The organism is Sulfitobacter sp. HI0027 (genome assembly GCF_001634775.1).
Taxonomy (GTDB): domain Bacteria; phylum Pseudomonadota; class Alphaproteobacteria; order Rhodobacterales; family Rhodobacteraceae; genus Sulfitobacter.
Window position 1 is genome coordinate 1 of sequence record NZ_LWER01000151.1, and the last position, 22138, is coordinate 22138.

The 22138-nt window shown below is 60.9% G+C and carries 22 protein-coding genes and 2 pseudogenes; 18 read left to right on the forward strand and 6 right to left on the reverse strand.

Annotation, left to right across the window (positions count from 1 at the left end):
* Positions 1-24: 24 nt before the first annotated feature.
* A pseudogene (locus A3722_RS09430) lies at positions 25-393 on the forward strand (zincin-like metallopeptidase domain-containing protein); the annotation flags it as partial.
* Between the two features lie 121 nt (positions 394-514).
* Here A3722_RS09430 and A3722_RS09435 read toward each other — a convergent pair.
* Genes A3722_RS09435 through A3722_RS25180 form a run of 3 tightly spaced genes read right to left on the reverse strand, consistent with a single transcriptional unit; the run spans position 515 to position 4199 of the window.
* Positions 515-1513, reverse strand: coding sequence for a site-specific integrase (locus A3722_RS09435; protein WP_233145829.1), 999 nt, complete (start codon positions 1511-1513; stop codon positions 515-517).
* On the reverse strand, positions 1510-2874 hold the full coding sequence (locus A3722_RS09440) for a tyrosine-type recombinase/integrase (protein WP_067625221.1): 1365 nt from the start codon (positions 2872-2874) through the stop codon (positions 1510-1512). Before A3722_RS09440 ends, A3722_RS09435 begins: the two co-directional genes overlap by 4 nt.
* A complete protein-coding gene (locus tag A3722_RS25180; protein WP_330220217.1) occupies positions 2871-4199 on the reverse strand; it encodes a site-specific integrase in 1329 nt (442 codons plus the stop codon). The genes A3722_RS09440 and A3722_RS25180 overlap by 4 nt, the downstream gene beginning before the upstream one ends.
* A 54-nt stretch (positions 4200-4253) precedes the next feature.
* Here A3722_RS25180 and A3722_RS24760 point away from each other — a divergent pair.
* Positions 4254-4379, forward strand: a pseudogene (locus tag A3722_RS24760) (ArdC family protein); the annotation flags it as partial.
* A gap of 262 nt (positions 4380-4641) precedes the next feature.
* On the opposite strand, the gene A3722_RS09450 reads toward A3722_RS24760, so the two are convergent.
* Positions 4642-4989 (reverse strand): MliC family protein, encoded by a 348-nt coding sequence (locus tag A3722_RS09450; protein ID WP_067625219.1) that lies wholly within the window; start codon positions 4987-4989, stop codon positions 4642-4644.
* A gap of 216 nt (positions 4990-5205) precedes the next feature.
* On the opposite strand from A3722_RS09450, the gene A3722_RS09455 reads away from it, so the two are divergent.
* From A3722_RS09455 to A3722_RS09480, 6 genes are all read left to right on the forward strand, one after another.
* The gene (locus A3722_RS09455) at positions 5206-5595 is read left to right on the forward strand and encodes a DUF3768 domain-containing protein (RefSeq protein WP_067625216.1); all 390 of its coding nucleotides are present in this window, start codon (positions 5206-5208) and stop codon (positions 5593-5595) included.
* Positions 5596-5751: 156 nt separating this feature from the next.
* Positions 5752-7734, forward strand: coding sequence for a ParB/RepB/Spo0J family partition protein (locus A3722_RS09460; protein ID WP_067625213.1), 1983 nt, complete (start codon positions 5752-5754; stop codon positions 7732-7734).
* 76 nt (positions 7735-7810) lie between these two features.
* On the forward strand, positions 7811-8404 hold the full coding sequence (locus tag A3722_RS09465; protein ID WP_067626525.1) for a regulator: 594 nt from the start codon (positions 7811-7813) through the stop codon (positions 8402-8404).
* Complete coding sequence (locus A3722_RS09470; protein ID WP_067626524.1) at positions 8404-9057, forward strand: DUF6927 domain-containing protein; 654 nt, start codon at positions 8404-8406, stop codon at positions 9055-9057. The genes A3722_RS09465 and A3722_RS09470 overlap by 1 nt, the downstream gene beginning before the upstream one ends.
* 124 nt (positions 9058-9181) lie before the next feature.
* A complete protein-coding gene (locus A3722_RS09475) occupies positions 9182-9508 on the forward strand; it encodes a type II toxin-antitoxin system PrlF family antitoxin (RefSeq protein WP_067626523.1) in 327 nt (108 codons plus the stop codon).
* The gene (locus A3722_RS09480) at positions 9505-10023 is read left to right on the forward strand and encodes a type II toxin-antitoxin system YhaV family toxin (RefSeq protein ID WP_067626522.1); all 519 of its coding nucleotides are present in this window, start codon (positions 9505-9507) and stop codon (positions 10021-10023) included. Before A3722_RS09475 ends, A3722_RS09480 begins: the two co-directional genes overlap by 4 nt.
* Positions 10024-10366: 343 nt before the next feature.
* Here A3722_RS09480 and A3722_RS09485 read toward each other — a convergent pair whose 3' ends face one another.
* The gene (locus tag A3722_RS09485; RefSeq protein WP_067626520.1) at positions 10367-10756 is read right to left on the reverse strand and encodes a winged helix-turn-helix transcriptional regulator; all 390 of its coding nucleotides are present in this window, start codon (positions 10754-10756) and stop codon (positions 10367-10369) included.
* A 103-nt stretch (positions 10757-10859) separates the two neighbouring features.
* Between A3722_RS09485 and A3722_RS09490 the strand changes: the two genes are divergently transcribed.
* The 9 genes from A3722_RS09490 (at position 10860) to A3722_RS09530 (ending at position 20902) form a co-directional block, all read left to right on the forward strand.
* Positions 10860-11705 carry an SDR family oxidoreductase gene (locus A3722_RS09490; protein WP_067626519.1) on the forward strand — a complete coding sequence of 282 codons (846 nt, stop codon included), beginning with the start codon at positions 10860-10862 and terminating at the stop codon, positions 11703-11705.
* Positions 11706-12735: 1030 nt separating this feature from the next.
* Positions 12736-12888: an antitoxin PaaA2 family protein gene (locus A3722_RS09495; protein ID WP_067626516.1), complete on the forward strand. Its 153-nt coding sequence runs from the start codon at positions 12736-12738 to the stop codon at positions 12886-12888.
* Positions 12889-12989: 101 nt separating this feature from the next.
* Positions 12990-17252, forward strand: a complete 4263-nt coding sequence (locus A3722_RS09500; RefSeq protein WP_067916088.1) for a strawberry notch-like NTP hydrolase domain-containing protein — start codon at positions 12990-12992, stop codon at positions 17250-17252.
* A 121-nt stretch (positions 17253-17373) separates the two neighbouring features.
* Positions 17374-17760, forward strand: a complete 387-nt coding sequence (locus A3722_RS09505) for a DUF6878 family protein (protein WP_067625402.1) — start codon at positions 17374-17376, stop codon at positions 17758-17760.
* A 1-nt stretch (position 17761) separates the two neighbouring features.
* On the forward strand, positions 17762-18223 hold the full coding sequence (locus A3722_RS09510) for a DUF6915 family protein (protein WP_067625399.1): 462 nt from the start codon (positions 17762-17764) through the stop codon (positions 18221-18223).
* 100 nt (positions 18224-18323) lie between these two features.
* The gene (locus tag A3722_RS09515; protein WP_067625396.1) at positions 18324-18626 is read left to right on the forward strand and encodes a hypothetical protein; all 303 of its coding nucleotides are present in this window, start codon (positions 18324-18326) and stop codon (positions 18624-18626) included.
* Positions 18627-18750: 124 nt separating this feature from the next.
* Positions 18751-19479, forward strand: a complete 729-nt coding sequence (locus A3722_RS09520; protein WP_067625393.1) for a DUF736 family protein — start codon at positions 18751-18753, stop codon at positions 19477-19479.
* 156 nt (positions 19480-19635) lie between these two features.
* Positions 19636-20172: a hypothetical protein gene (locus A3722_RS09525; RefSeq protein WP_236627380.1), complete on the forward strand. Its 537-nt coding sequence runs from the start codon at positions 19636-19638 to the stop codon at positions 20170-20172.
* A gap of 148 nt (positions 20173-20320) precedes the next feature.
* Positions 20321-20902 (forward strand): rhomboid family intramembrane serine protease, encoded by a 582-nt coding sequence (locus A3722_RS09530; protein ID WP_067625404.1) that lies wholly within the window; start codon positions 20321-20323, stop codon positions 20900-20902.
* Between the two features lie 143 nt (positions 20903-21045).
* Here the strand turns inward: A3722_RS09530 and A3722_RS09535 are convergent, their stop codons facing one another.
* Complete coding sequence (locus A3722_RS09535; RefSeq protein WP_067625390.1) at positions 21046-21537, reverse strand: hypothetical protein; 492 nt, start codon at positions 21535-21537, stop codon at positions 21046-21048.
* A 61-nt stretch (positions 21538-21598) separates the two neighbouring features.
* Here A3722_RS09535 and A3722_RS09540 point away from each other — a divergent pair.
* Positions 21599-22138 (forward strand): IS256 family transposase (locus tag A3722_RS09540; RefSeq protein WP_201721999.1); only part of this gene is annotated, 540 nt, incomplete at its 3' end.

Here is a 22138-nt window from a genome sequence, read left to right on the forward strand (position 1 = left end):
ACGGGGGGCAAATAGTACGNNNCCGTGCCCGAGCATCCGCCGTCCGAGCCCATCCCGCACATGCAAGCGTTTTTCGATGCCATCGACATCACAACCGTCTTCACGGGCACGGAGGCGTACTATTTGCCCCCCGTGGACAAGGTCTACATGCCGTCCATCACGCGGTTTCAGGACCCGCGCAATTTCTACGGGGTCTGGGCCCATGAGCTGGCCCATGCCACAAAAGCCCCCCATCGGCTGAACCGCGATTTCGGGTTCTCGAAGTTTGGCAACACGTCCTATGCTCGCGAGGAGATCGTCGCGGAATTGACCTCGGTGTTCCTGGGTCAGACGCTGGGCTTTACCGCGCATACGCTCGAGATGAATGCCGCCTACCTCCACAACTGGTTGCGCTAATGACGAGCTCGTCATTAGCGCAGTTATCACGAGGACGGCATAATGCGGAGGAAGTCCGCCAATGCCCTTGTTTCCCTGGCGGTCTGTTCACTTTCCTCCGCATAATTTTTGATGCGCGTCAGAGCGTATCCAACCAGTCGAGCACGCTCTGGTCGCGCCGCCATGATGGCGGACTATCGGTTTTCGGTCTTTCGACCCGTTCCAGTGCTTTCCGTTTGGTCTCCAGATTTGCCTGTGCGTAATGGTTAGTGGTCTCAAGGCTGACATGACCCAGCCAGCTTCGGATGACCGTGACGTCGACGCCGGCGGCGACCAGGTGTACGGCCGTCGCATGCCGGAAGCTGTGCGGCGTCACATGTTTTCTCGCCAGCGTCGGCGCGGTCTTTTCAGCCGCCCTGACATAGTCCGCCAGCTTGAACCGAACGCCCGAGGCGCTGAGAGGGTTGCCGTAGCGGTTTACGAAGAGAGGTTCATCGGCCGGCGTCGGTATTCGCTCAAGCAACGACCTCAGCAAGGCGACCGTTTCCGGCCAAAGCGGGCTGATCCGTTCTTTCCGGCCTTTTCCGTACAATCGCACGCAGGCCGGAGCATCGAACCTGATCGCCTGGGGGCGAAGATCAAGCGCTTCCTGGATGCGCGCGCCGGTATTGTAGAGCAGCGACAGCAAGACATGGTCCCTCTGGCCGATCAACGTGGAGCGGTCGGGTTGAGCCAGGATCGCCTGCACCTCTTCGGGTTCGAGGTAGTCTGGCGCGCGGATCGGTGCTTTTTTCGTCGGCACGTTCAGAACCTCCGCGCATTGCGCCATGAACTCCGGTTCGCGCGTTGCCACAAAGCCGAAGAAGCTGCGCAGGGCGGCGAGGCGGCAGTTCCGGGTGCCGATTGTGTCACCGCGTTCGACCTCAAGATGTTGCAGGAAGGCGATGACCTTCGCCGCGGTCAATTCGCTCAGCGCTAGGCGAACAACAGGCTTGCCACGCCGGACCGCGACAAATCGCAGAAAGAGCCTCCAGGTGTCCCGATACGACTTGATGGTATGCACAGAGGCGTTGCGTTGCTGGACCATCCAGTCAGTGAAGAACATGCGCAGCAATTGGGGGAGCGGATCAGATTTCATGATGCCACCTCCGCCGGATCAGCATTGCCAGGCGAGGTGAAGGCCCGGAACCGCTCACTCGCTTCATGCAGCAGCTCCTGGGTCACCGTGATGTAGACCAGCGTGGAGTTGATATCGCGGTGGCCGAGATATGTTGCAAGATACGGCAGCTTTTCCTGCGGGTTCACACCTTGCCGGTACCACTCGAGGATCCGGTGCACGACAAAGGTATGTCGCAGGTCATGGATGCGCGGCCCGGTCCTGCCCGTGGCCGGTTTGAGACCAGCCATGCGCAGAATGGCAACAAGGTGATCGCTGATAGTTGCCCGACAGTAATAGCGGTTCTTTTGATCGTGCCAGAACAAACCGGCGTCTGGGCTGCGAGAGACCTTGGCCTTCTGCCGCGCTTCGAGAAGCACGCGCAGAGCATCCATCGCGCTGTCCGACAGCGGCAGAATGCGGGACTTGAAGAACTTCGTCTCCCGGATCGCGATGGTTCCGGACTGCATGTCAACGTCGCCAAGCGTCAGCCTTGCAATCTCGCCGATGCGCAATCCGGCGCAATAGGCCAGAACCAGCATCGTATAGAGGTTGATCGGACGCGAGGACGCGCGCGGCGACGGATAGACCCGGGCGATTGCAAGCAGTTTCTGGATGTCCTTGGAGCTGTAGATATAGGGGCGCCGCCAGCCGCGAGCGACCTGTTTCGCTGGCCGGTTGTCTGATTGCCGTTTGGGTCGCGAGGGATCGTCATGGCACAGTGCCTTGTTCAGGATACGGGCCAGTTTCTCGCATTCGGCCGGATGGTTCGCGGTCGTCTTTGTCCTGCGGTAGTGCTCAAGCATGATCTCCAGCGGCTGGCCATCGAGATCGGGCCTTTGCTGCAGAAAGCGGTCGAACCGGCGGCAAATGACGTCGGCCGCCTCATACCGGTAACCTCGGCGCTGCATCCGCTCGACATGGTTGCGCATCAGCTCTCCCAATGAACTTTCGAACGGTCGGGGTTGCCGCAACACTTCGAGCGCCTGATTGGGGTCAGGGGCCATCAAAGCCCGTATTACACCCGTGTCACTGCTGGCATTATAGTCACGGCGAAGGTCGGAGATCGGATTGCTCCCAATCCTTCCTTCATGCGCCAGGGCATCGAGGAAGCGGGCAACAATCCGGGCGCGGTGCAGCACCGTTGAGCGGGCCCAGACCTCACCGCGCTCACGCAACCAGTATTCAAGTGCTTGCCGGTCGGTTGCGCCAAACCGCAACACCGCCTGCCGGAAGCTGTTCAGCGCTTGCCGATAGTAGATTGGCGATATCGCGCAGTTCAATGGAAGCCGGGCGATGTAGTGCTCGATGATCTCATCGCCATCCTCGGGCCAACCTCTCATTGTCTCACCTCCCGACCTGGAAGGTTGATGGCAATCGAACGCATGTCTTCGGTGGCGAGCTTCAGATAGGGCGCTGTCGATTCCGGGGATCGGTGGCCAAGGACGTCGCCAATGATCTTGCGCGGGGTGGATGCCCTCAGCATGCTGACCGCGCGGGCATGGCGAAAGATATGCGGGCCGCGCTTGCCAGCAAGCTCAATTCCGGCGGCAGCGAGGCGCCGTTTGACCACACCATAGAGGCCGCCCGCCTTCATCGACTGATAGGGTGCACGGCTCCGCAGGAATACGGTGCGGACATCCGCGTCCGGACGGCCGTCCCGCAAGTAACGCAGGATCGCTTCCCCCACGGGTTCCATCAGGGGCAGCATAGCCGTGGCACTGGTCTTGGAGCGTTGCACCCGAAGAGTATCCGCCCGCCAGTTGATATCCTCGATCTGTAGGCGGCCGACCTCGCCGGACCGAAGGCCGTAGTTGGCAAGAAGCTGCAGGATCGCGTGATCACGCAACCCCAAGGGCGAGCTGTCCTGACCCGCAAGTTCGAGCACCGCTGCGATCTGTTCCGCAGTCAGGATCGACGGAATGCCCTCGTAGGCGTAGAGAAGCGGGGCAATCACATGGCTTGAGAGATCATCCGCATGCAGCTTGCTCCGGTGTAGATGTCGCAGAAAGCCGCGCAACCGTTCGACCACGTCCTTGAGCGATTTGCGTGTCAGGCCCGGTGCCCTGATATCCATATAAGCATCGATGTCGCGCACGCTCAGATCGGCAAAATCGGCTTTTCTGTATCGCTGGATGAGCCATTTGCAGAAGTGGCGCGCCTCCCACATCAGCGCCGTGATCGAAGGCTCGGCCAAACCGCGTTCGTGTCGCAGCCATCGCTCATATTGGTCGCAAACCTCGCGGGTGAGGCGCTCCGCTTCGTTTGCAGCAGGCGGAGCCGGCGGCCATTCCGGCAGAGCAGAGCGCAGCAAAGCGTAAATCCCCGACCGCGGTATCGATGCCCAGCTGGACCCCGGTGCGCGCCCGCGATCCTTTTGAAACTGCCGGACCGCGTGGCGCAGATATTCGGCGACAAGATCCGGCGTGACATCGCGCAGGTCAATCGCCCGCTCCTCCAGATAAGCGAGGAATTGATCTGCGTAGAGGCAATAGTTGTGAATGACAGTTGGGCTATATCGCTGCCGGCGCAGCGTGACGCGAAGTTCTGAAATTTCCTTGAAAGGCGATTGGGACATCGATTCCTCCTTGGTTTGATTGATCAACCCAAGAAACATCCAGCCTGAAATAATGCGCAGCAAGAACGGCACAGCCACGACCCAACACATTGAAATCAAACGGGCTACGAAATTCTCCTCCGCATTATGCCCTCCTCGCGATAATTGCGCGTTCTTCGGTCGGACAAGGGCGCAATCTTCCGGCACGCCGCGGACGCGCAGCGGGCCTGCGACTATCTGATCGCCAGATCGGAGGCGTGCAGGGCAGGGGAGGGCGCTGAGGCAGCATGACCTATGCTCTTCCGCAACGCAGAAAATGGCAGCTTCGAGCCCAATTTCAGCTTTCCGCGCTGAACGAAACGCCCCTCCGGGCAAGCCGGGGCGGTTCAAATTGTGAAAAGTTTCGTTGAGTGTAAGAGTGAGGGGAACGGAAGGGCGCCAACTGATGCCAATTGAAACCCGGACATTGTACGTAACGACCGTCCTGGCGTTGATGAGTACGCCGGGACTAAGCCAGTTATTGATGCCCGCCGCGCCTCTTTGTCTCCTAGTTTCACTCATTTTTTGGTGTGCATTGCAGCAGGGACTCCTCCTTGATCGTATCGGTCAGCGTGACATTCTCACCTTTTGTCCACCATTCGTACCGCCCAGATACGTAACGGGCGCCTGAGGCGGAGACCACGTTGACGAATACACGATGATCTTCGTCCACTGGCACCAGTGCCAGCACGTCGGATTCTGAAGTGAAATAATGCACGACGAACGGTTGCCCTTCGTCGCATTCGTATTCTATCGTGCGTATCGTCATGTCTTCGGTATCAAAGCCGAGCGAAAACGAGACGTCCGCCGACGCGGCCGAAGCTAATGCGACAGTTATCGCAATACTTGACACAAAGCGCATAAAATATCCTTCCTGTTTGTCAGAGACGACCTTAGTAACAGCTGTTGTCCACGATCCTACTCCGACTGTATGGCTCCTACGAACGGCAGAAAAGTCCGCAGAGCGGACTATTGGAACTGTTTGGTTCGGGCAGGTTTGGACCGGGTTCCTCCGCCAAGCGGAAAAGGAAAAGTGGGCTTTGAGAAGGGTGTTTCAAACCTCTCAAAGGAGATCCCCATGTCCATGAATGTTCAACCCCAGCCAGACCTTCCGGATCCGACCGTGATCGCGGCGCAAAACGACGCGTTTCGCAAGCTCGCGTGCCTTGGGGTGCCGCCCGCGCAGCCCATCCAGGGCCGCATGCATGTCACCCGCGCGCTTATGGAGGCCGGTGACGGCTTCATGGCCGAGGCGGTGAAGGCGACCGGTGTGTTCGATACATTCGAGCCTGAGAATGACCCGGAAGGCTGGCACGATTTCGGGGCGGTCGAGATCCGGGGAGAGACCGTGTTCTGGAAAATCGATCTCTATGAGGCAGATTCGGATTTCCGCTACGGGGCTGAGACCCCGGACAATCCCGCCACCACCATGCGCGTGCTGACCATCATGCTGGCGCGCGACTGGTAGGGCAGGGGACTCCTCCCCCCTGACATCTGAGACGATGAAGGCCCGCTGCCCCTCAAAAGGGAAAGTGGGCCTTTTGTCGTAGTGATCCCTGAAGCCGGGGATTGGACACGCGCGTGAAGGCGCGGGCCCCACCTCACCCACCTGGAAGGATACCCCATGACTACGAACTTTGCCCCTCTCACCGTCGCCATCGGCGATCTGGTCCCGCATCCCGCCAATGTGCGCAGCAACGCGCCGGAAACCTATGACCCCGAGAACATCGCGCATCTGAAGGCCAGCATCGCTGTGCTGGGCCTGCTCCAGCCGCTTCTGGTTCAGAAGCTTGACGGCAAATATGCTGTCCTCGCCGGTGGCCGGCGCCATGCAGCCCTGAAGGAGCTGATCGCTGACAAGGCCAGCAAGAGATTCACGGCGAAAACCAAGGTGGACTGCCGCCTTGTCCCTGAGGAGTGCGACGTCACCACGGCGCTGTCGCTCGCCGAGAACATCACCCAGGCACCGATGAACGCGATCGACGAGTTTGAGGCCTTCGCCCGGATGATGGAGGTCGACGGCCAGACGCCCGAGATGATCGCGAAGACCTTTGGCACCACGGTAGCGGCCGTGAAAGGCCGGTTGCGCTATGGCCTTATCCACCCCGACATCCGCGCCGCAGCCCGGGCCAAGACGATCACGCTCGATACGATGAAAGCCTTCGCCGAGCACCCGAGCCAGGAGGCGCAGCGCGAGGTCTTCGAGGCGCTCACGAAAGATGGCGGATATCTGCAGGCCTATACTGTCCGTCAGGCCCTCAAATCCCGCGGGGTGCAGGTCAGCGATGATATCGGGGCTTTCGTGCGCGAAGACTACGAGGCGCGTCGCGGTGCCGTCGCGGCTGACCTTCTGGAAGAGCATTCCGTGCTTGAGGATGCGGCGCTGGTCGAGACCATCCTGCTCGAGAAGCTCGGTGCCGCCGCCGAAGAGGCTCGCATAAAGCTGGGCTTTGCCTGGGCCGATGCGATGGTGCGCTATGATTACGCGACCATGGCCGACTATGGCCGTGTCTATCCCAGCTCGATCGAGCCCGATGAGGCCGCCCAGAAGCGCGTGGTTGAGATTACCGCCGAGCTGGAGAAACTGCAGCTCGAGATGGAGGATGAGGGGCTCGAGGACGGTGCCTATAATGCCCTCTACGAGCGCGTCGACGCTCTGGAAGAGGAAGCGCGCGATCTGCAGGAGGCCTACAGCGCCGAGGACCTCGCACGGTCTGGGGTGATCTCCTCGTGGCAGGGTGGGCAGATCACGCTCCATGTTGGCCTCGTCCGCCCCGAGGACACCGTCAAAGAGGAGGGCGCGCGCGGCTCCTCGGCTAGCCCGACCGGGGAGGAGGCCCCGGACGCCGGCGAAATCACCTACCCGACCTCACTGGCTGAGGACCTCAAGACCGAGCGAGCCATGGCGCTTGGGGCCGCGATGGCGCTGCATCCGGAAGCCACGCTCGATCTGACGCTCTTCAAGCTGGTGAGCGACGTTCTGGCCAGCGGCATGAGTGTCACGCAGGCGATCAAGATCGATGCCCGCAAGGAATACCGCAGCCATGCCAAGATGGACGAGATCGACGAGACCTCGCTCGAGCAGGTGGCGGCGGCGCATGATGCGCTGGACCTCTCGTGGCTCGATGATACCCGCCCGCCCGCCGATCAGTTCGCGGCGTTCCGCGCGCTGGAGGCAGGTGAGAAGGCCAAGCTCGTGGCCTATGCCACCGCGAGCACCACGCAGTCCTGCTTCGCGCGGGACCCGCGGCGCGACAGCCTGATGCATGATTTCGAAATCGAGATCATGCCCGACATCCGCTCCCACTGGACGCCGAACGCGGCGCTGTTCAATCGCTTCAAGAAGGCCTGGCTCCTCAAGATCCTCGGCGAAGAACTGGGTCTGGCGCAGGAGGCGGTGACGCTCGCCTCGTCGAGCAAGAAAGAGATCGTCGTCTTCTGCGACAAGCTCTTCGCCGAACCCTTCGCCACACTCACGGACGCGCAGCGCGCTGCCGTGGCCGCCTGGTGCCCGCCGATGATGCAGACCAACGGTGTCGCCTTTGATGAGGCGGAGCCCGCTGCGGAAACCCCCGAGCCTTACAGCGAGGTCGCGCAAGCGGCCTGAGACATCACGCGACCCGCGCGTGGACCATGCCACCCGCGCGGGTCGACCTTCTCAAACCCAACGGAAAGACATCCCCATGGCTATTCTCAAGTTCTCTGCCTCCGCTGTTGCGGCGCAAATCGCCCATGCGCGTGCCTGCAAGACCTTCCTGCCCAACTGGAACGGGCCCGTGGACAGGCCGGCCCTTATCCTCATCGTCGGCAATGGTGTGCATCTGCGCTCAAACGGCATCGATGGCACGACCACCCGTATCGTCACCACCGAGCAGGCCGATCCCTCCTTCGCCTTCGCCGACGGCATGAACCCGTTTCGGGACACCGATTGGATGGCGCAGCGCCGCATGGCGTTTCGCGATCTGACCGGTCAGTTCTACACCGACATCTTGGATGACGTGCAGGTGCTCATCGACCGGGGGCAGGGGACGATCCGGCTCGCTACCGATGGCCACAGCATCCGCGTCTTCGTGCGCCGGGCCTCGGATTATCTCATCGGCGGGACCTACGAGGTGCCCTCGGGCCTTGGCGGCACCTTCCGGGTCATCCTCAAGGATGCCTGCGATACCTTCGCGATCGTGCAGAACTGCGGCAATTGCGAGGATTTCGACGCCATGCAGCCCTACCGCGTGCCGCTCGATGCGCTGATGGAAATCGATGACCGGAGGGCGGCGTGATGGGTTGGCTCTGCTACACCGACGGCCGCGTCCAGACCTACGCGGATGAGAAAGCGGAGATTGCTCGGCTGTGCACCTTCGAGGGCGAAAGGCGCAAGACGGAACTGGTCAAAGCCTGCAAGGTGGGTTCGACTTGGTACGCGGCGGCAAAGGTCACAAATATCGACGGCACCCCTGTCGAAGACACGACCTATGTCACCGATGCGGATGGCTCCATCACTTTCGCCGCCGTATTCCTTACCCGATATGATGACGGCTGCTGGGGCTACAAGGACATGGAGGAAAGCGCGGGACCGGTCGAATCCCGCGCGCCACTGAGCCTATTGGCCCTGCTGTCCGAGCTGAAAGACCCAGACAGCTATGCTCATGCCTGGCGCCAGCGCTGCCAGGACTGGGCTGCGATCCCGGACTACGAGGAAGGCGACAAGATCAAGCTCGCAGCACCTGTGACGCTCACCGATGGCAGTACCTGCCAGATTGTCACCGCGACCCACTACAGGCGCGGGCGGCAAAAGCGCCGCTGCTACCGCATCGAGGAAACTGGTGGGCTCGTACGCCTGTCGAAGGCCTCGCTTGCGGGCTCGGAGCTGCTCAGCTCCGCGAAAGGTGCGGCTAGCCCGGTGCTGGCGGAGTTCCTGGCGGGGCGAAATTAGGTCCTGCGCCGGACGGTTCATCGACCTGCCCGGCGACAGCAGATGCTGCGGCTTGTCTTGACAAGGCAATGCAAATGCATTACCTATCGCGGGCAGCAAAGAACCTTTTCTTCAGGAGACTGCCATGACAGCCCTCGCACAAGATGTCTCGAAACTCACGGATCGGTATCAGACGACCGTGCCGGCGGGTGTGCGCAAACAGCTCAAGCTGGGCAAGGGCGACCAGATTCGTTACTGCACCGAGCCGAGTGGCAGGGTCTATATCGAGCCCGTGCGCAGCGACGAGGAAGATCCCGTGCTCGGAGCCTTTCTCGATTTTGTCGAGGCCGATATCAAGGCGCATCCGGACCGCATTCGGGCGTTCGATGGGGCTTTGCATGACCGTCTTGCAGCACTGGTCGGAGACGTTAACGTCGATCTCGATGCGCCGCTATCGCTCGAGGATGAATGAGCGGCGATAGCGTGCCCGCAGGGGCGCCCCTTGTCGTAAACGGATGGTCGATTTATGCGCATCCGCTCTTTCTGGATCAGCTCGAAGGGCTGATTGAAGAGGTCGAGGCGCGTAAGGCACGCGATCCCAAGACCTGGCGCAAGAAAAACCCGACGAAACGGCTGGCCGCCATCTTCAAGCTGGTCACCGAGGCCATACCGGCAGATCCGGGTGCCGCCGCCTTCCGGCAAGGCGGCACACTCGGCGATCACCGCAAGCATTGGTTCCGGGCGAAATTCTTCCAGCAGTATCGGCTGTTCTATCGGTTCAACAGCGATGCGAAGGTCATCGTGGTGGCCTGGGTGAACGACGACAAGACCCTGCGCGCCTACGGCAGCAAGACGGATGCCTATGCGACGTTCAAAGGGATGCTGGAAGATGGCAACCCACCTGACAATTTCGACGCGCTCTTGAAAGAAGCTGCAGCGGCGGACAAGCGGTTCGAGACGTCCCTTGAAGCGGCGCCCGATCGGTAAGTGGGGTCGAATGCCCGAGGGGCGGAATCCCACGCTAAGGCTGCCAGTGAGTGGGCATTATGCGTTTCAATCTGCTGTCACCCTTGGGCAGAGTGAAATAGGCGACATTGGTGTGTAATATGGCTGGTACGATGAAATTCTCAGAAGTCCCTCCCTATCCGTACACCTGCCGTTCGCTGCATCGTGTACGAACTGGTAAGATGCGGGACAAACCCGCCATTGGAATACATGACCTGAACGGTCGCTCTGTGTGCCTCGCGACCGCCCCGAAAATCACTATGGGCGACAAGCCCTCATTCGCGGCATATGTGATTGTAGAACGTTTGAGCTCAATAGCGGCTTTTTACTCCGCCGCGATCTCTTTCCGCGTCGACAGGATAGTGCTGGTGTTGTCTTCGATCCAGTCGGCGAGCACGCGCACGTGTTGCGCGACCTCTTCGCCCATAGGGGTCAGGCTGTATTCCACATGCGGCGGTACAACCGGGAAGGCCTGCCGATGCACGAAGCCGTCCGCCTCCAGCGTCTGAAGCGTCTGCGTCAGCATCCGGTCACTTACCCCGCCGATCGTCCGCCTGAGCGCGGCAAAGCGGATCGTCCGCCCCTGAAGGGCGATCAGTGTCAAGACGGCCCAGCGACCGGTGACATGTTTGAGGATATCGCGCGATGGGCATTCCTGCGCTTGCAGGTTGCCCACCAGCTTGCCCGACCGGACGGCGTCACTGAGTTTTGGCATGGGGACCTCGGAAAATTCAAGCTAACAAAAATGTATGTACTTACTTTTCATAAGTAAAGACTCTAACTCTCCGCTATCGCAACCAGAAGCAAAGAGATGCACCATGACCATTGCAATCACCGGCGCAACTGGCCAGCTTGGCCGCCTCGTCATCAACACCCTGAAAACCAAGAATGCGCCGGGCGGCATCGTCGCGCTGGCCCGCAACATCGACAAGGCCGCGGATTTGGGTGTTCCGGCGCGTATCTTCGACTATGACGCCCCCGAAACCCTCCCGGCGGCGCTCGACGGTATCGACACGCTGCTGCTGATCTCGGGCAGCGACATCGGTCGCCGCGTATCGCAACATGCCGCCGTGATCGAAGCCGCGAAGGCCGCCGGGGTTCAGCATATCGTCTACACCAGCCTGCTGAAAGCACCCTCCAGCACGCTCGGCCTTGCCCCGGAGCACGTTGAGACGGAAAAACTGTTGGCCGCTTCCGGCATCGGCCATACCGTGCTGCGCAACGGCTGGTATACAGAGAACTACGCCATGGGCCTGCCTGCGGCGCTGGAACACAACGCCCTGATCGGCGCGGCCAAGGATGGCCGGATCTCGTCGGCTACGCGGCAGGACTATGCCGAGGCCGCCGCCGCCGTGCTGCTGGACACAGGCCTTCAGGGCAAAACCTATGAACTTTCCGGCGATGAAAGCTTCACCCTCGCCGATCTGGCGGCCACACTATCCGCGCAGGCGGGCAAGGACATCCCTTACGTCGATATGCCCGAGGCTGACTATGCCGCTGCGCTGACCAGCGCGGGCCTGCCTACCGAACTGGCAGGGTTCCTCGCCCATTGTGATGTCGAGGCCTCCAAGGGGGTGCTGTTCGACGACGGAACGCAGCTATCGACCCTGATCGGCCGCCCGACCACGTCGCTTGCCACGGCGGTCGCCGCCGCGATCGGCTAAAGCCATCTTGCGGGGCGTCTGATCGCGCCCCGCCTCGTAATCTTGGGCAGCTTGACGCAGCTTTCCACGAGGCAGCCAAGGGCCGTCCTCACTTCTGCCAGTGTCGGTTTCTGGCGATTGCCAGCCACCTGCGCACTGTGCAGCATCCGTGACAATGGGCTCGTTCCTGCCATTAGCTGCATCGAGCACTGAGGCCGGCTTTGCAGGACGAATCGGGCATGGCAGCATTGCATTCTTGTCGCTTGTATTCGGTTCAGCTCCACATATGTAAAAGACAGCACGGTCCTGCAAACTGGAGTATTCACCAATGAAAAAGATCGATGTAAAAAAGGACTACAACCGGACAAAGTTTCTGATTATTGCCATGGTGGCACAGATTGTCGTGGTGTGGATTGTCATGGCAATTTATCTGGCGTGGTTGAACTGACTACCAAATCGTGAACCGGGCTGTGCAAGTTGGTTTCCTTAGAACCGCGATGGCGGGAAATTGGAAAGGCGTGACACCTCGAATGCACAAACTGATGCCCGCAACCCGTACAACTCCTTGAATTTATCGATTGGCAACAGCTAATATTCATTGCTGAAGCCGTCGCTGGTGAATCGCGCAACATCAGGCGCTTTGGGCTGATTGTGTTGAAAAACCCTCCTGCAGCGCGCTGAAGCCGATTTCGGCAAAACAAAATTCCAAAGTATGGAAATTTCAACGTCACACCGGGTCTCTATTGGCTCATCGGAGAACAGCTCCCCACATTTTAGAAGTTTGCAGTTGCAGCAAATAGTTTTTCAACGGAATGGACTCAAAGTCAGATTTCGCCGCGCTTTCAATGAACGGCGGCTTTGAGCTTCAAGTAAGATTCTGTCTGCTCCGGCATTCGATCCCCAAGTTGCCCGACTTAATGTGACCACAATGCCATTGCCGTTTACGTCACCACGCCCAGTGATGTAGCATCGGCGCATAATACAGTCGGAGAAAGCGCAATGAACCCAACGGATAAAGAAAAGCCGCACATCGGTCTCGAGGAGCATTTCCATGGCCGCTGAAGCGAATTCTTATGACACGTGGTTTTGCGCGCAGGTGCAGGCCGCGCTGGAGGATGCACGCTCGGGAACATCTCAGGTTCAGGTGATGCAGGCCGCACAGGCATTGATTGATGCGAAGCGGCAGGTCGAACCCAAGACCTGACCAAGCCTTGGAGGTCAGCGCGGTCTGACTACGCCACACTGAAAAGCGAAAGCGGGCTTTTTGTCCTTTGGAACTCAGACCCTGATCCAAAGGAAACCCCCATGTCCAAACCCAGAACGGCCAACCCGCCTCTCGCAATCTCCGAAGCCGATCTCGCCTCTGCGCTAGCGCTTATCGGCACAGAGATCCACCACCAACCCCTGCGCAGCTCAGCGCTCGCGCGCGTCATGCGCGAGACGTTTCATGGCAGCGATGCCGGCGATGCCTGGGACTGGCGCATGGCCTATGATCTAATGCAGGCTGCGGCCATCCAGGTGCTGCTGCGTGGGGACGGCGCGGCAGGTGACATCGCCGCTGCAAGGCTGCTTGCCTCGCGGCTCCTGACGGAAACCCGCCGCTCCGAGCAGCAGATCCGGCTGCAGCAGTTTTCCACGCCGCTGCCATTCGCGGCGCTGGTCTTGCGGGCCGCGGCGATCCGCAAGGGCGAGACCGTTCTGGAGCCCTCGGCGGGCACCGGTGCCCTCGCTGCTTTCGCTGCCCGGGCCAGTGCCACGCTTGTGCTCAATGAAATCGACCCCTTTCGCCAGCACCTCCTGCGCGCGGTTTTCGGTGGCGAGGTGACGGGCCATGACGGCGAGCATATCGATGATCTGCTGCAGACGCCGGTTCTACCCGACGTCGTGGTGATGAATCCGCCCTTCGCCTCCTCGGTCGATCGCTCCCGGGACAAGCACATCGCCGCCAAACATCTCATCGCGGCAGCAAAGCGCCTGGCGCCCGGTGGGCGGCTGGTGGCGATCATGCCGCCGGGGTTCACGCCCGAACGCGATGCCGCGCATTGGTCCCGCGCCTGCGGTCTCCTGACGCCGCGCTTGGCGCTGACGATGCCGGGGCAAGTCTACCGCAAGCTCGGCACCTCTGTCGAAACCCAACTCATGGTCTTCGACAAGGTGCAGGAAGACGGCGAGATGATCCGCGTCACTGTGCGGGATCTGGATGAAGCCTTGGCATATGTCGATGCCGTGGCCGCAACACGGACCGAGATGCGCCCGGCCCAACGGGTTGAAGCGATCCCTCATACTCGGCCAACCGTTCGATCATCTGTCCCGCGCAAGACCGCTGCCGGTGTTATCACCGCCCCCACAGCCCGGGCCAATGCCGTCCGTCCGCTCAGCTTCACGAGCCTTCAGACCCCGCGCAACAACACGCCCATCTCGGACATCTATGCGCGCTACCGTCCGCAACGGATCGAGATCGCAGGCGCGCAGGAACATCCCACGCCGCTGGTCGAGAGCATCGCCATGGCCTCTGTGGCCCCGCCGGTGCCCTCAGGTGCCGCCAGTGCGGAATTGCGCCTGCCCGCACGGTTGATCGAGGAGGGAGATCTCTCCGAGGCGCAGCTCGAGACCATCGTCATGGCACATGATGCCCATGGGCGCGACCTGGCCGGTCAGTTCACCATCGATGACGACCAGACCAAGCTGACGCGCGCCGATGATGACCCGGATGCACGTGCCTATCGCCTTGGCTATTTCCTCGGCGACGGCACCGGTTGCGGCAAGGGCCGCGAATGCGCGGGGCTCATTCTCGTGAACTGGCTTTCCGGGCGCAGGAAGGCGATCTGGGTCTCCAAATCCGCCACGCTCATCGAGGACGCGATCCGCGACTGGACTGATCTCGGCGGCTCGCCAGCCGACATCCAGCCGCTCTCAAAATGGAAACCGGACCAGCCGATCCCGATGGGCGACGGTATCCTCTTCGTCACCTACGCCACGCTGCGGTCCGAGGGCAAATGCGGCACCACGCGGCTGAGCCAGATCCTCGCCTGGATGGGTGAAGACTTTGACGGCGTGCTGGCCTTTGATGAGGCCCATGCCATGCAGAACGCGGCAGGGTCTGAGCAGGGCAGGGGGGTCAAACCCTCCCAGCAGGGCCTTGCTGGCCTACGGCTGCAACTGGCAGCACCCCGCGCCCGCGTCTTCTACATCTCGGCCACGGGTGCCACGAGCGTGCACAACCTCGCCTATGCCGCGCGGCTGGGGCTCTGGGGGCAGGGCCCCGAATACCCCTTCCCAAGCCGCGAGAGTTTCGTCTCGGCGATGGAAGCCGGCGGCGTGGCTGCCATGGAGGTGGTCGCGCGTGATCTCAAGACGCTCGGCCTCTACACGGCCCGTGCCCTCAGCTTTGATGGCGTGGAATATGACGTGCTCGAACACGCGCTCACCCCTGCCCAGATCGAGATCTACGACGCATACGCGGGTGCGTTTCGGACGATCCACCACAATCTCGAAGCGGCGTTGACTGCGACCGGCGTCAACGATGCCTCGGGAGAGACCAATGCGTCGGCCGCACGCGCCTCGGCCAAGTCCCGCTTCGAGAGCACGAAGCAGCGCTTCTTCAACCATCTCCTGATGGGCATGAAGGCTCCAAGCATCATCCACGCCATCAAGGACGATCTGGCGGCGGGCAAGGCTTGCGTCATCCAGGTTGTCTCGACAGGTGAGAGCCTGCTCAAACGCCGACTTGAGGCGATGGACCCGGAGGATGAACTCGTTGAGGGGGCCTTGACGCCGCGCGACAATGTTCTCGGCTACCTCGAACAGGCCTTCCCAATCCATGCGCAAAAGCTGGTCGAGATCGACGGCAACATGGTGGCCGAGCCGCTCCGCGATGAAACTGGCGCGCTCGTTGTCTCGCGCGAGGCGCTCGCCCTGCGCGATGCGGCAATGATGGAGTTGATGACGCTCGCCCCGATCCCCTCGGCGCTCGATCAGATCCTCTGGGCTTTTGGCGACGAGGCCGTCGCAGAGGTCACGGGTCGGTCCATCCGCCCTTTGAAGGCCGAGGATGGTCATCTCTTCATCGAGAAGCGCTCCGCCAGTAGCAATTCATCCGAAACCCAAGCCTTCATGGACGGCGAAAAGGATGTCCTGATCTTCTCCGATGCGGGCGGCACGGGCCGTTCCTATCATGCGGCACAAACGGCGAAGAACCAGAAACGGCGCCGGCACTACCTGCTGGAGCCCGGCTGGCGCGCGGATGCGGCCATCCAGGGGCTCGGGCGCACGCATCGCTCGGCTCAGGTCAGCGCGCCCTTCTTCCGGGTCTGCACCTCGGATGTGCATGGCGAGAAGCGTTTCACCTCGACTATAGCCAAACGCCTCGACCAGCTGGGGGCCTTGACGAAGGGTCAGCGCGAGACCGGCTCGCAGGGCATGTTCCGGGAGGAGGACAATCTCGAAAGTCCGATCGCGCGGGCGGCGCTGCGTGGGTATTTCGCCGATCTTGCCGCCGGGCGCGCTGAGGCGATGAGCTACGAGAACTTCACCGACTGGACCGCCCTGCGGCTGATCGACAAGGACGGTGTGCTTCTCGAGGAGCTTCCCCCGATCCAGCGGTTTCTGAACCGGGTGCTTGCCCTTCCCATCCACATGCAGAACGCGCTCTTTGCCGAGTTCATGCGCCGGATCGCTGATCAGACTGAACGGGCGCGCGCGGCGGGCACGCTCGATCTCGGCGTGGAAACCCTGCGCGGCGAAAGGATCGAGCAGGTCTCCACGGAGGATCTCTGGACCTGCCCGAAATCCGGCGCCGTGACGCGGATCATCGGACTTGAGGTGACGGACCCAGTGTATGTCCTGGGCGCCGAAGCGGCCATATCGCGCAATCCCGACAAGCTGCCGATGGTCAATCGCGCCTCCGGTCGCGCGGCGCTGATCTCGGCGCGCCCCATGCAGATGTACGATGAGGATATTGTCACGCTGATGCGCAAGGCGGTGCGGCCAAACGGGTCGAGCTACCTAGAGGAGACGCGCTTCGAGTCCTCGGCTTGGGAAGACATCGGAAGGCCCGAGTTTGCACGGCTTTGGGATGCCGAGGCTGCGTCCCTGCCAAAAACCACCACGACCAAGCTCTACCTGCTGACCGGGCTGCTGCTGCCGATCTGGAAGGACATTCCGACCACCAATGAGCGCATCTACCGGGTCACGCCCGACGGGGCGACGGCGATGATCGGGCGCACGCTGAGCGAGGAAGGGGCGGCCGCGCTGCGCGCCCGCTTCCTCGTCTCCAACCCGCAAACACCGCAGGAGATGCTGACCGCTGACCTCGGCACCACCGCGCCTGTCGATCTGGGCCGCGGTCTCACCCTGACCCGTCGCCGTGTCGCAGGCGAGATGCGCCTTGAGTTGTGCGGCGTAGACAGGGGCATGATTGATGGCCTCAAGGCCATGGGCTGCTTTACTGAGATCATCGCCTTCCAGCTGCGGGTGTTCCTGCCGCATGGGGACGGGATCGACACGGGAAGCATTCTGGCCCGGATCGTGGGGCAGCGAGCCGCAAGAGCGGCAGAACAAGCCGCCTGAAAAGTCAAAGCGGGCTTTCGGTCGGGCGTCGCGGATCTGGATTTCACCGGTCTGCGCTTTCGGGGCGCGGGCAGACCAATGCCACGCTCAGCCCCCCAACTTCAGATGAGAGGACAGACCCATGACCAATCCCCAGATCGACTATGCCGCAATGGCGGCTCAGTGGCGCGCAGAGCGTGAAACCACCTTGAAGGCATCCCGCACGGAGCTGCTCGCGCAACTACGTGCGCTTGGCATCAGCGGGGTCACTGCCGAATACGAAGGCTATGGCGACTCCGGCAATGTCGAGGATGTGACGGTGCAGCCTGCAGAGGTCCAACTGCCTGAGCCGCTTGCCACAGAGGTTGGCGACTTCGCCTGGTCGCTCGCCTATCACGATCACCCGGGGTTCGAAAACAACGAGGGCGGCTACGGCACGCTGACCTGGGACATAGCACTAGACAGCATCACCCTCGATCACGCGGACCGCTATGTCGAATGCTCGCACAGCTATGATGAGGGTCTTTGAGATGGCCCATCCGCTTCATCATGCTGAAAGCTCTGCCCGGAAATTCGGCGGGGTGCCGTCCGACTATCAAGCCGTCCACGACTGGTTCGACGCCTCGAAAGAGCACCTCGCGCTCTTCACGCACCGAGCCATGCGCCATCATGCTCAAGGCCTGTTTGAAGCCGAACGTGTCTTCGGCCTGACCCTGACCAATAGCGCTGGTCGGGACATACCTGTGCGCTGGATCGGCGAGCAACATGTCCGCGAAGATTGCCAGGGCCGTATCCCGAGCATAGCGGACTGGCTGCGACGGATCCAGCCCGAGCCATGGATGGCCAATGGCCATATCGACCGGCATTCTGGCGATGAGCCCTGCGGCGACCCAAGGGTCGCCTGGGCCTCCGAGGTTGCCGCCGGTAGAACGGTTCTTGGCCTGAAAGATTGGATGGCGGCGCGCGCGACGCGGGCCACGCAAAGCGCCTGACAGCTCTCGGCCGTTTGCCAAACGAATGCTGCATGGAAGCCCGGTTGGAAGATCGGGCTTCTTGCGTCGTTTCCCCACCATTCTTCGTAAGGAGGTTCGCATGACACTCGATGAAGTCAAAGCCGCGGTCGATGCCGGGCAGACCGTGCATTGGGCCAATACCGGCTACGTTGTACACAAGGACCGGCTCGGTCAGTACCTCATCACCTATGTGCCGAATGGTAGCTGCATCGGTCTGACCGACCGGGGCAGGCACCGGTTGAACGGAAAAGAGGCGGAGTTCTTCATCGCGCGATCGGAGGACGGCGCGGAAAATCCGGGCAGCCAATCAAGACCAGACGGGCAGGGGAGGGGCGTAGCACCCGGAGGCGTGGGGGCATTCCCACTCGGACGGCAGATCTGACCCGTGGGCGGGGCTGAAAGGAAAGCAGGCTTTCTGATTTGTGATCCCTCAAGGGGTCGAGAAAGCAATCCCGGATGCGCTGGCAAGGACGTCAGACACCGGCCAATCCAAAAGGAACCATCCCATGTTCGCAGGAACCCTCACCCGCAATGTCGAGACCGCAGCCGCTCAGTACACCGGCATGATCCATTCGACGCGCTTTGACATCGCCATCCAGCTCGAGGCACGGGCCAAGATGTCCGCTCGCAGCCCGGCTTACGACGTGACGGCAGTCAACAAATCAGGCCGCAAGGTGCGTATCGGCACGGCCTGGAACGAGACCGGCAATACCAGCGGCAACCCCTACATCTCGATGCAGATCGATGTCGGCTTGGGCCCGTTCCGGGTCAACGCGGTGCAGACGAAAGAGGCGCGCGCGGCCCAGAGCGGCGAATTCGAGATCATCCCGCTGGTCTCGAACGGCCTGATGAAATCCGGCTCGATCTCGGGCGAGCTCACCGCCATGGACGCTGACAACGCCTTCACGGGCTACATCGCCAACATGATGTTCGATCTGGAGTTCATGCTGATCGAGAACAGCTATAAATCCGAGGAGACCCACCCCGATTACCGGATCGAGGTCAGCTCGCCCCGGGGCACGCCGATCCGCGTCGGCTCGGCCTGGATGGCGAAAAGCAGCCGCACGGGCAATGACTACCTGTCGCTGCTGATCAACACGCCCGATGGCGACCTGCGCGTCAACGCCGTGCAGAACGAAGAACAGCGCGGCGGGCAGACCTTCTCGATCATCCCGTTCATCGACAGCGGTGAGCAGCCGCAGGATGCAGGCACGGGGCTGTCGTTGGTCGCCTAATCGGCGCGCGAGGGGGAGACGACCTGAACCGAAAGGGGAGCCGTGGGATCACGGTTCCCCTTTTTCCATGTCCGTTTGCGTAAAGGACGTCACCCGCTTGCGATCTGGTGTAAATGCGATACAATAATATATCAACGCAATATCGAGGGCGAGCGCGTGGCGGCTAGGTCAGGGACGGTTCCATGGTTCGAGAGCTTTGATGTTGAGGCAGAGGTTGCAGAACTCCTTGCTCATATCGAGCGTTGCACCGGATTTGCGCTGCCTGACCGCAAGCGTGATGTCATCATGACCCATGCAAGGGCAAAGCTCGACAAGAACCTGCAGGCGTATTTGGAGGCCAAGGCGGTGGGAAAGCCGGTGTCCACATCGCGGCGTGCGTATCTGACCGACTTGCAGGACACGATCTTCATGGCGATCCCGGAAGAGAACCTCGCGCGGATGCCGTTGCGCGAGCAGGCCCTGAACGACCCTTCATTTTACGCGGACGCCATGCACCGCGCCTCTGCGAATAGCGAGGATGAGCTTTTCATGGCGCTGTCCTCTTCGCTAAAGGACATGACGGTCCAAGACGCCCGAGCCTTCGTCTCGAAGCTTTGGCACAGCACGATCGATGACAATGCCCGCAAATTCGCCGAAGCCCCGAAGCGCCCCGAGCGTGAAATCATGCCTCTGCGGCCGGGGAACACTGTGTAAGATCGAAGCCATTCTCTTGGCTTGAGCCGTACCGAGGTTGGCGGCCTCAAACCCCCTTTCCCGGAGGTGGCACCCTGTGCATCGCGCGAAAGCCGTTGAAGGCGCTGTGGGGACGTCTACTGTCACCAACATGATGAACCGGGATCACATGCGCGCCTTCTTTCGACGCGCCGCGGCGCTTGCCGCTTTTGTCGCGCTGCTCTGGGCGGTCCAGGTCGTCAATTGGATCGTCGGCTACGGTTTGAACCCGGCCTTCGGGCTTATCCCCAGGCAGCCCGGCGGGTTGGATGGTATCATCGCTATGCCACTCCTGCATGGAAGCTTCGGGCACCTGATGGCCAATACCCCGCCGCTTATGGTGATGGGTGGTCTGCTGGTGGCCACGACCACGCGGGCCTTGTTGCCGCTGAACGCCGTGGTGATCGGCCTCGGCGGCGGTCTCGTGTGGCTGTTCGGCGGCTCGGCCATCCATATCGGTGCGTCAGGGCTCGTCTTCGGCTGGTTCGGCTTCCTCGTTGTGCGCGGTCTTGTGGATCGCTCACCGATCACGCTGGGCGCGGCACTGGTGGTCGGTGTCCTCTTTGGCTCCATTCTCTGGGGCGTTCTTCCGGGCCAACCCGGCGTCTCGTGGGAGGCGCATCTCTTCGGCGCCATCGCTGGCGCGGCTGCGGCGTTACTGGTCCGAACGCATGTCCATGCGCCACGCATGGGCGACGTCGATCTGGAATGAAGCAGTACGCCCGACGTGGTCGGCCCGTTGCGGACTTTGCCGATTTAGTTAGGTGCTGCGGCGCAGCTTCCCCAGAGCGGACGCTGTGCAAAATTCGGTAATACTGACAATATCAAAAATTCAGGTGAACTCTAAAGGCCCACTCAATTCTTCGACACTATGTCAAACACAAGCTTATTGTAGTTTGAAGCTTTGGCAAAGTATCCTAATCTGTGACGGCGGTCGATTCTATTCAATCCTCTGTGGCCGACCGCGCTAGACCAGGACAACCAATCGGATTGCCCAGCACCCAAATGGGCGTCGCGAAGCTCTACTAAACCGTACCTTAAGTCGGGTATTTCGAGGAGTTTAGCTCTTGAGATCGATGTGGCGTTTGGATGATTGTTCAGCCTGTCTATGATCTCTGCCGCTGAATTGGTGTTAAGAAGCCGATCTTCAAGAATGTGGGTCAGCCAAAAAAGCTGAAACTCGTAGATCATCGCGTCATTGTCACGAAGTAGTTCCAAGACGAATGCGGCTATGGCTTCCTCGTCTTCCGCCTCACGGCAAAATGAGTGAATATTCTTGAATAGGTGTGGGAAGCGACGCGCTATGTCTGCAAGACGGTCAATCGCTTCTTCGGCATGCTCTGCCATCAAGGGACTGTCCTGAATTTTGTGCTCTGGCGTGGTAACTGCTCTATAAGGAGACCCACGTATGAGCATCGACAAAAAGCTATTAGACCAACTGATGGAAGGCCGGTCCTCTGGCGACCTATTCGGCAAGGAGGGCATTCTTGCCGAGTTGACCAAAGCATTGGCAGAACGCGCTTTAACAGCTGAGATGGAGGAACATCTTGGGGCAGAGCGCGAAGAAGGTGTCGCGGAGGGCCAGAACCATCCGCCCAATCGTCGTAATGGCAGCAGCCAGAAGACTGTGACTACCGACAGTGGGAAGGTCATCCTGGATATTCCGCGCGACCGCAACGGCACCTTTGATCCGCTGTTGATAGCCAAGTATCAGCGTCGTTTTCCCGAGTTCGACCGCAAGATCGTCAGCATGTATGCACGCGGAATGACGACCCGTGAGATCCAAGGGCACATTGAGGAGATTTACGGCTTTGAGGCATCACCCAGCTTGATATCGGTGATCACTGAGGCTGTGATGGACGAGGTCACCGCCTGGCAGAGCCGACCACTGGAACCCTGCTATCCGGTGGTGTTCATGGACGCGATCCGCGTCAACATCCGCAGTGAT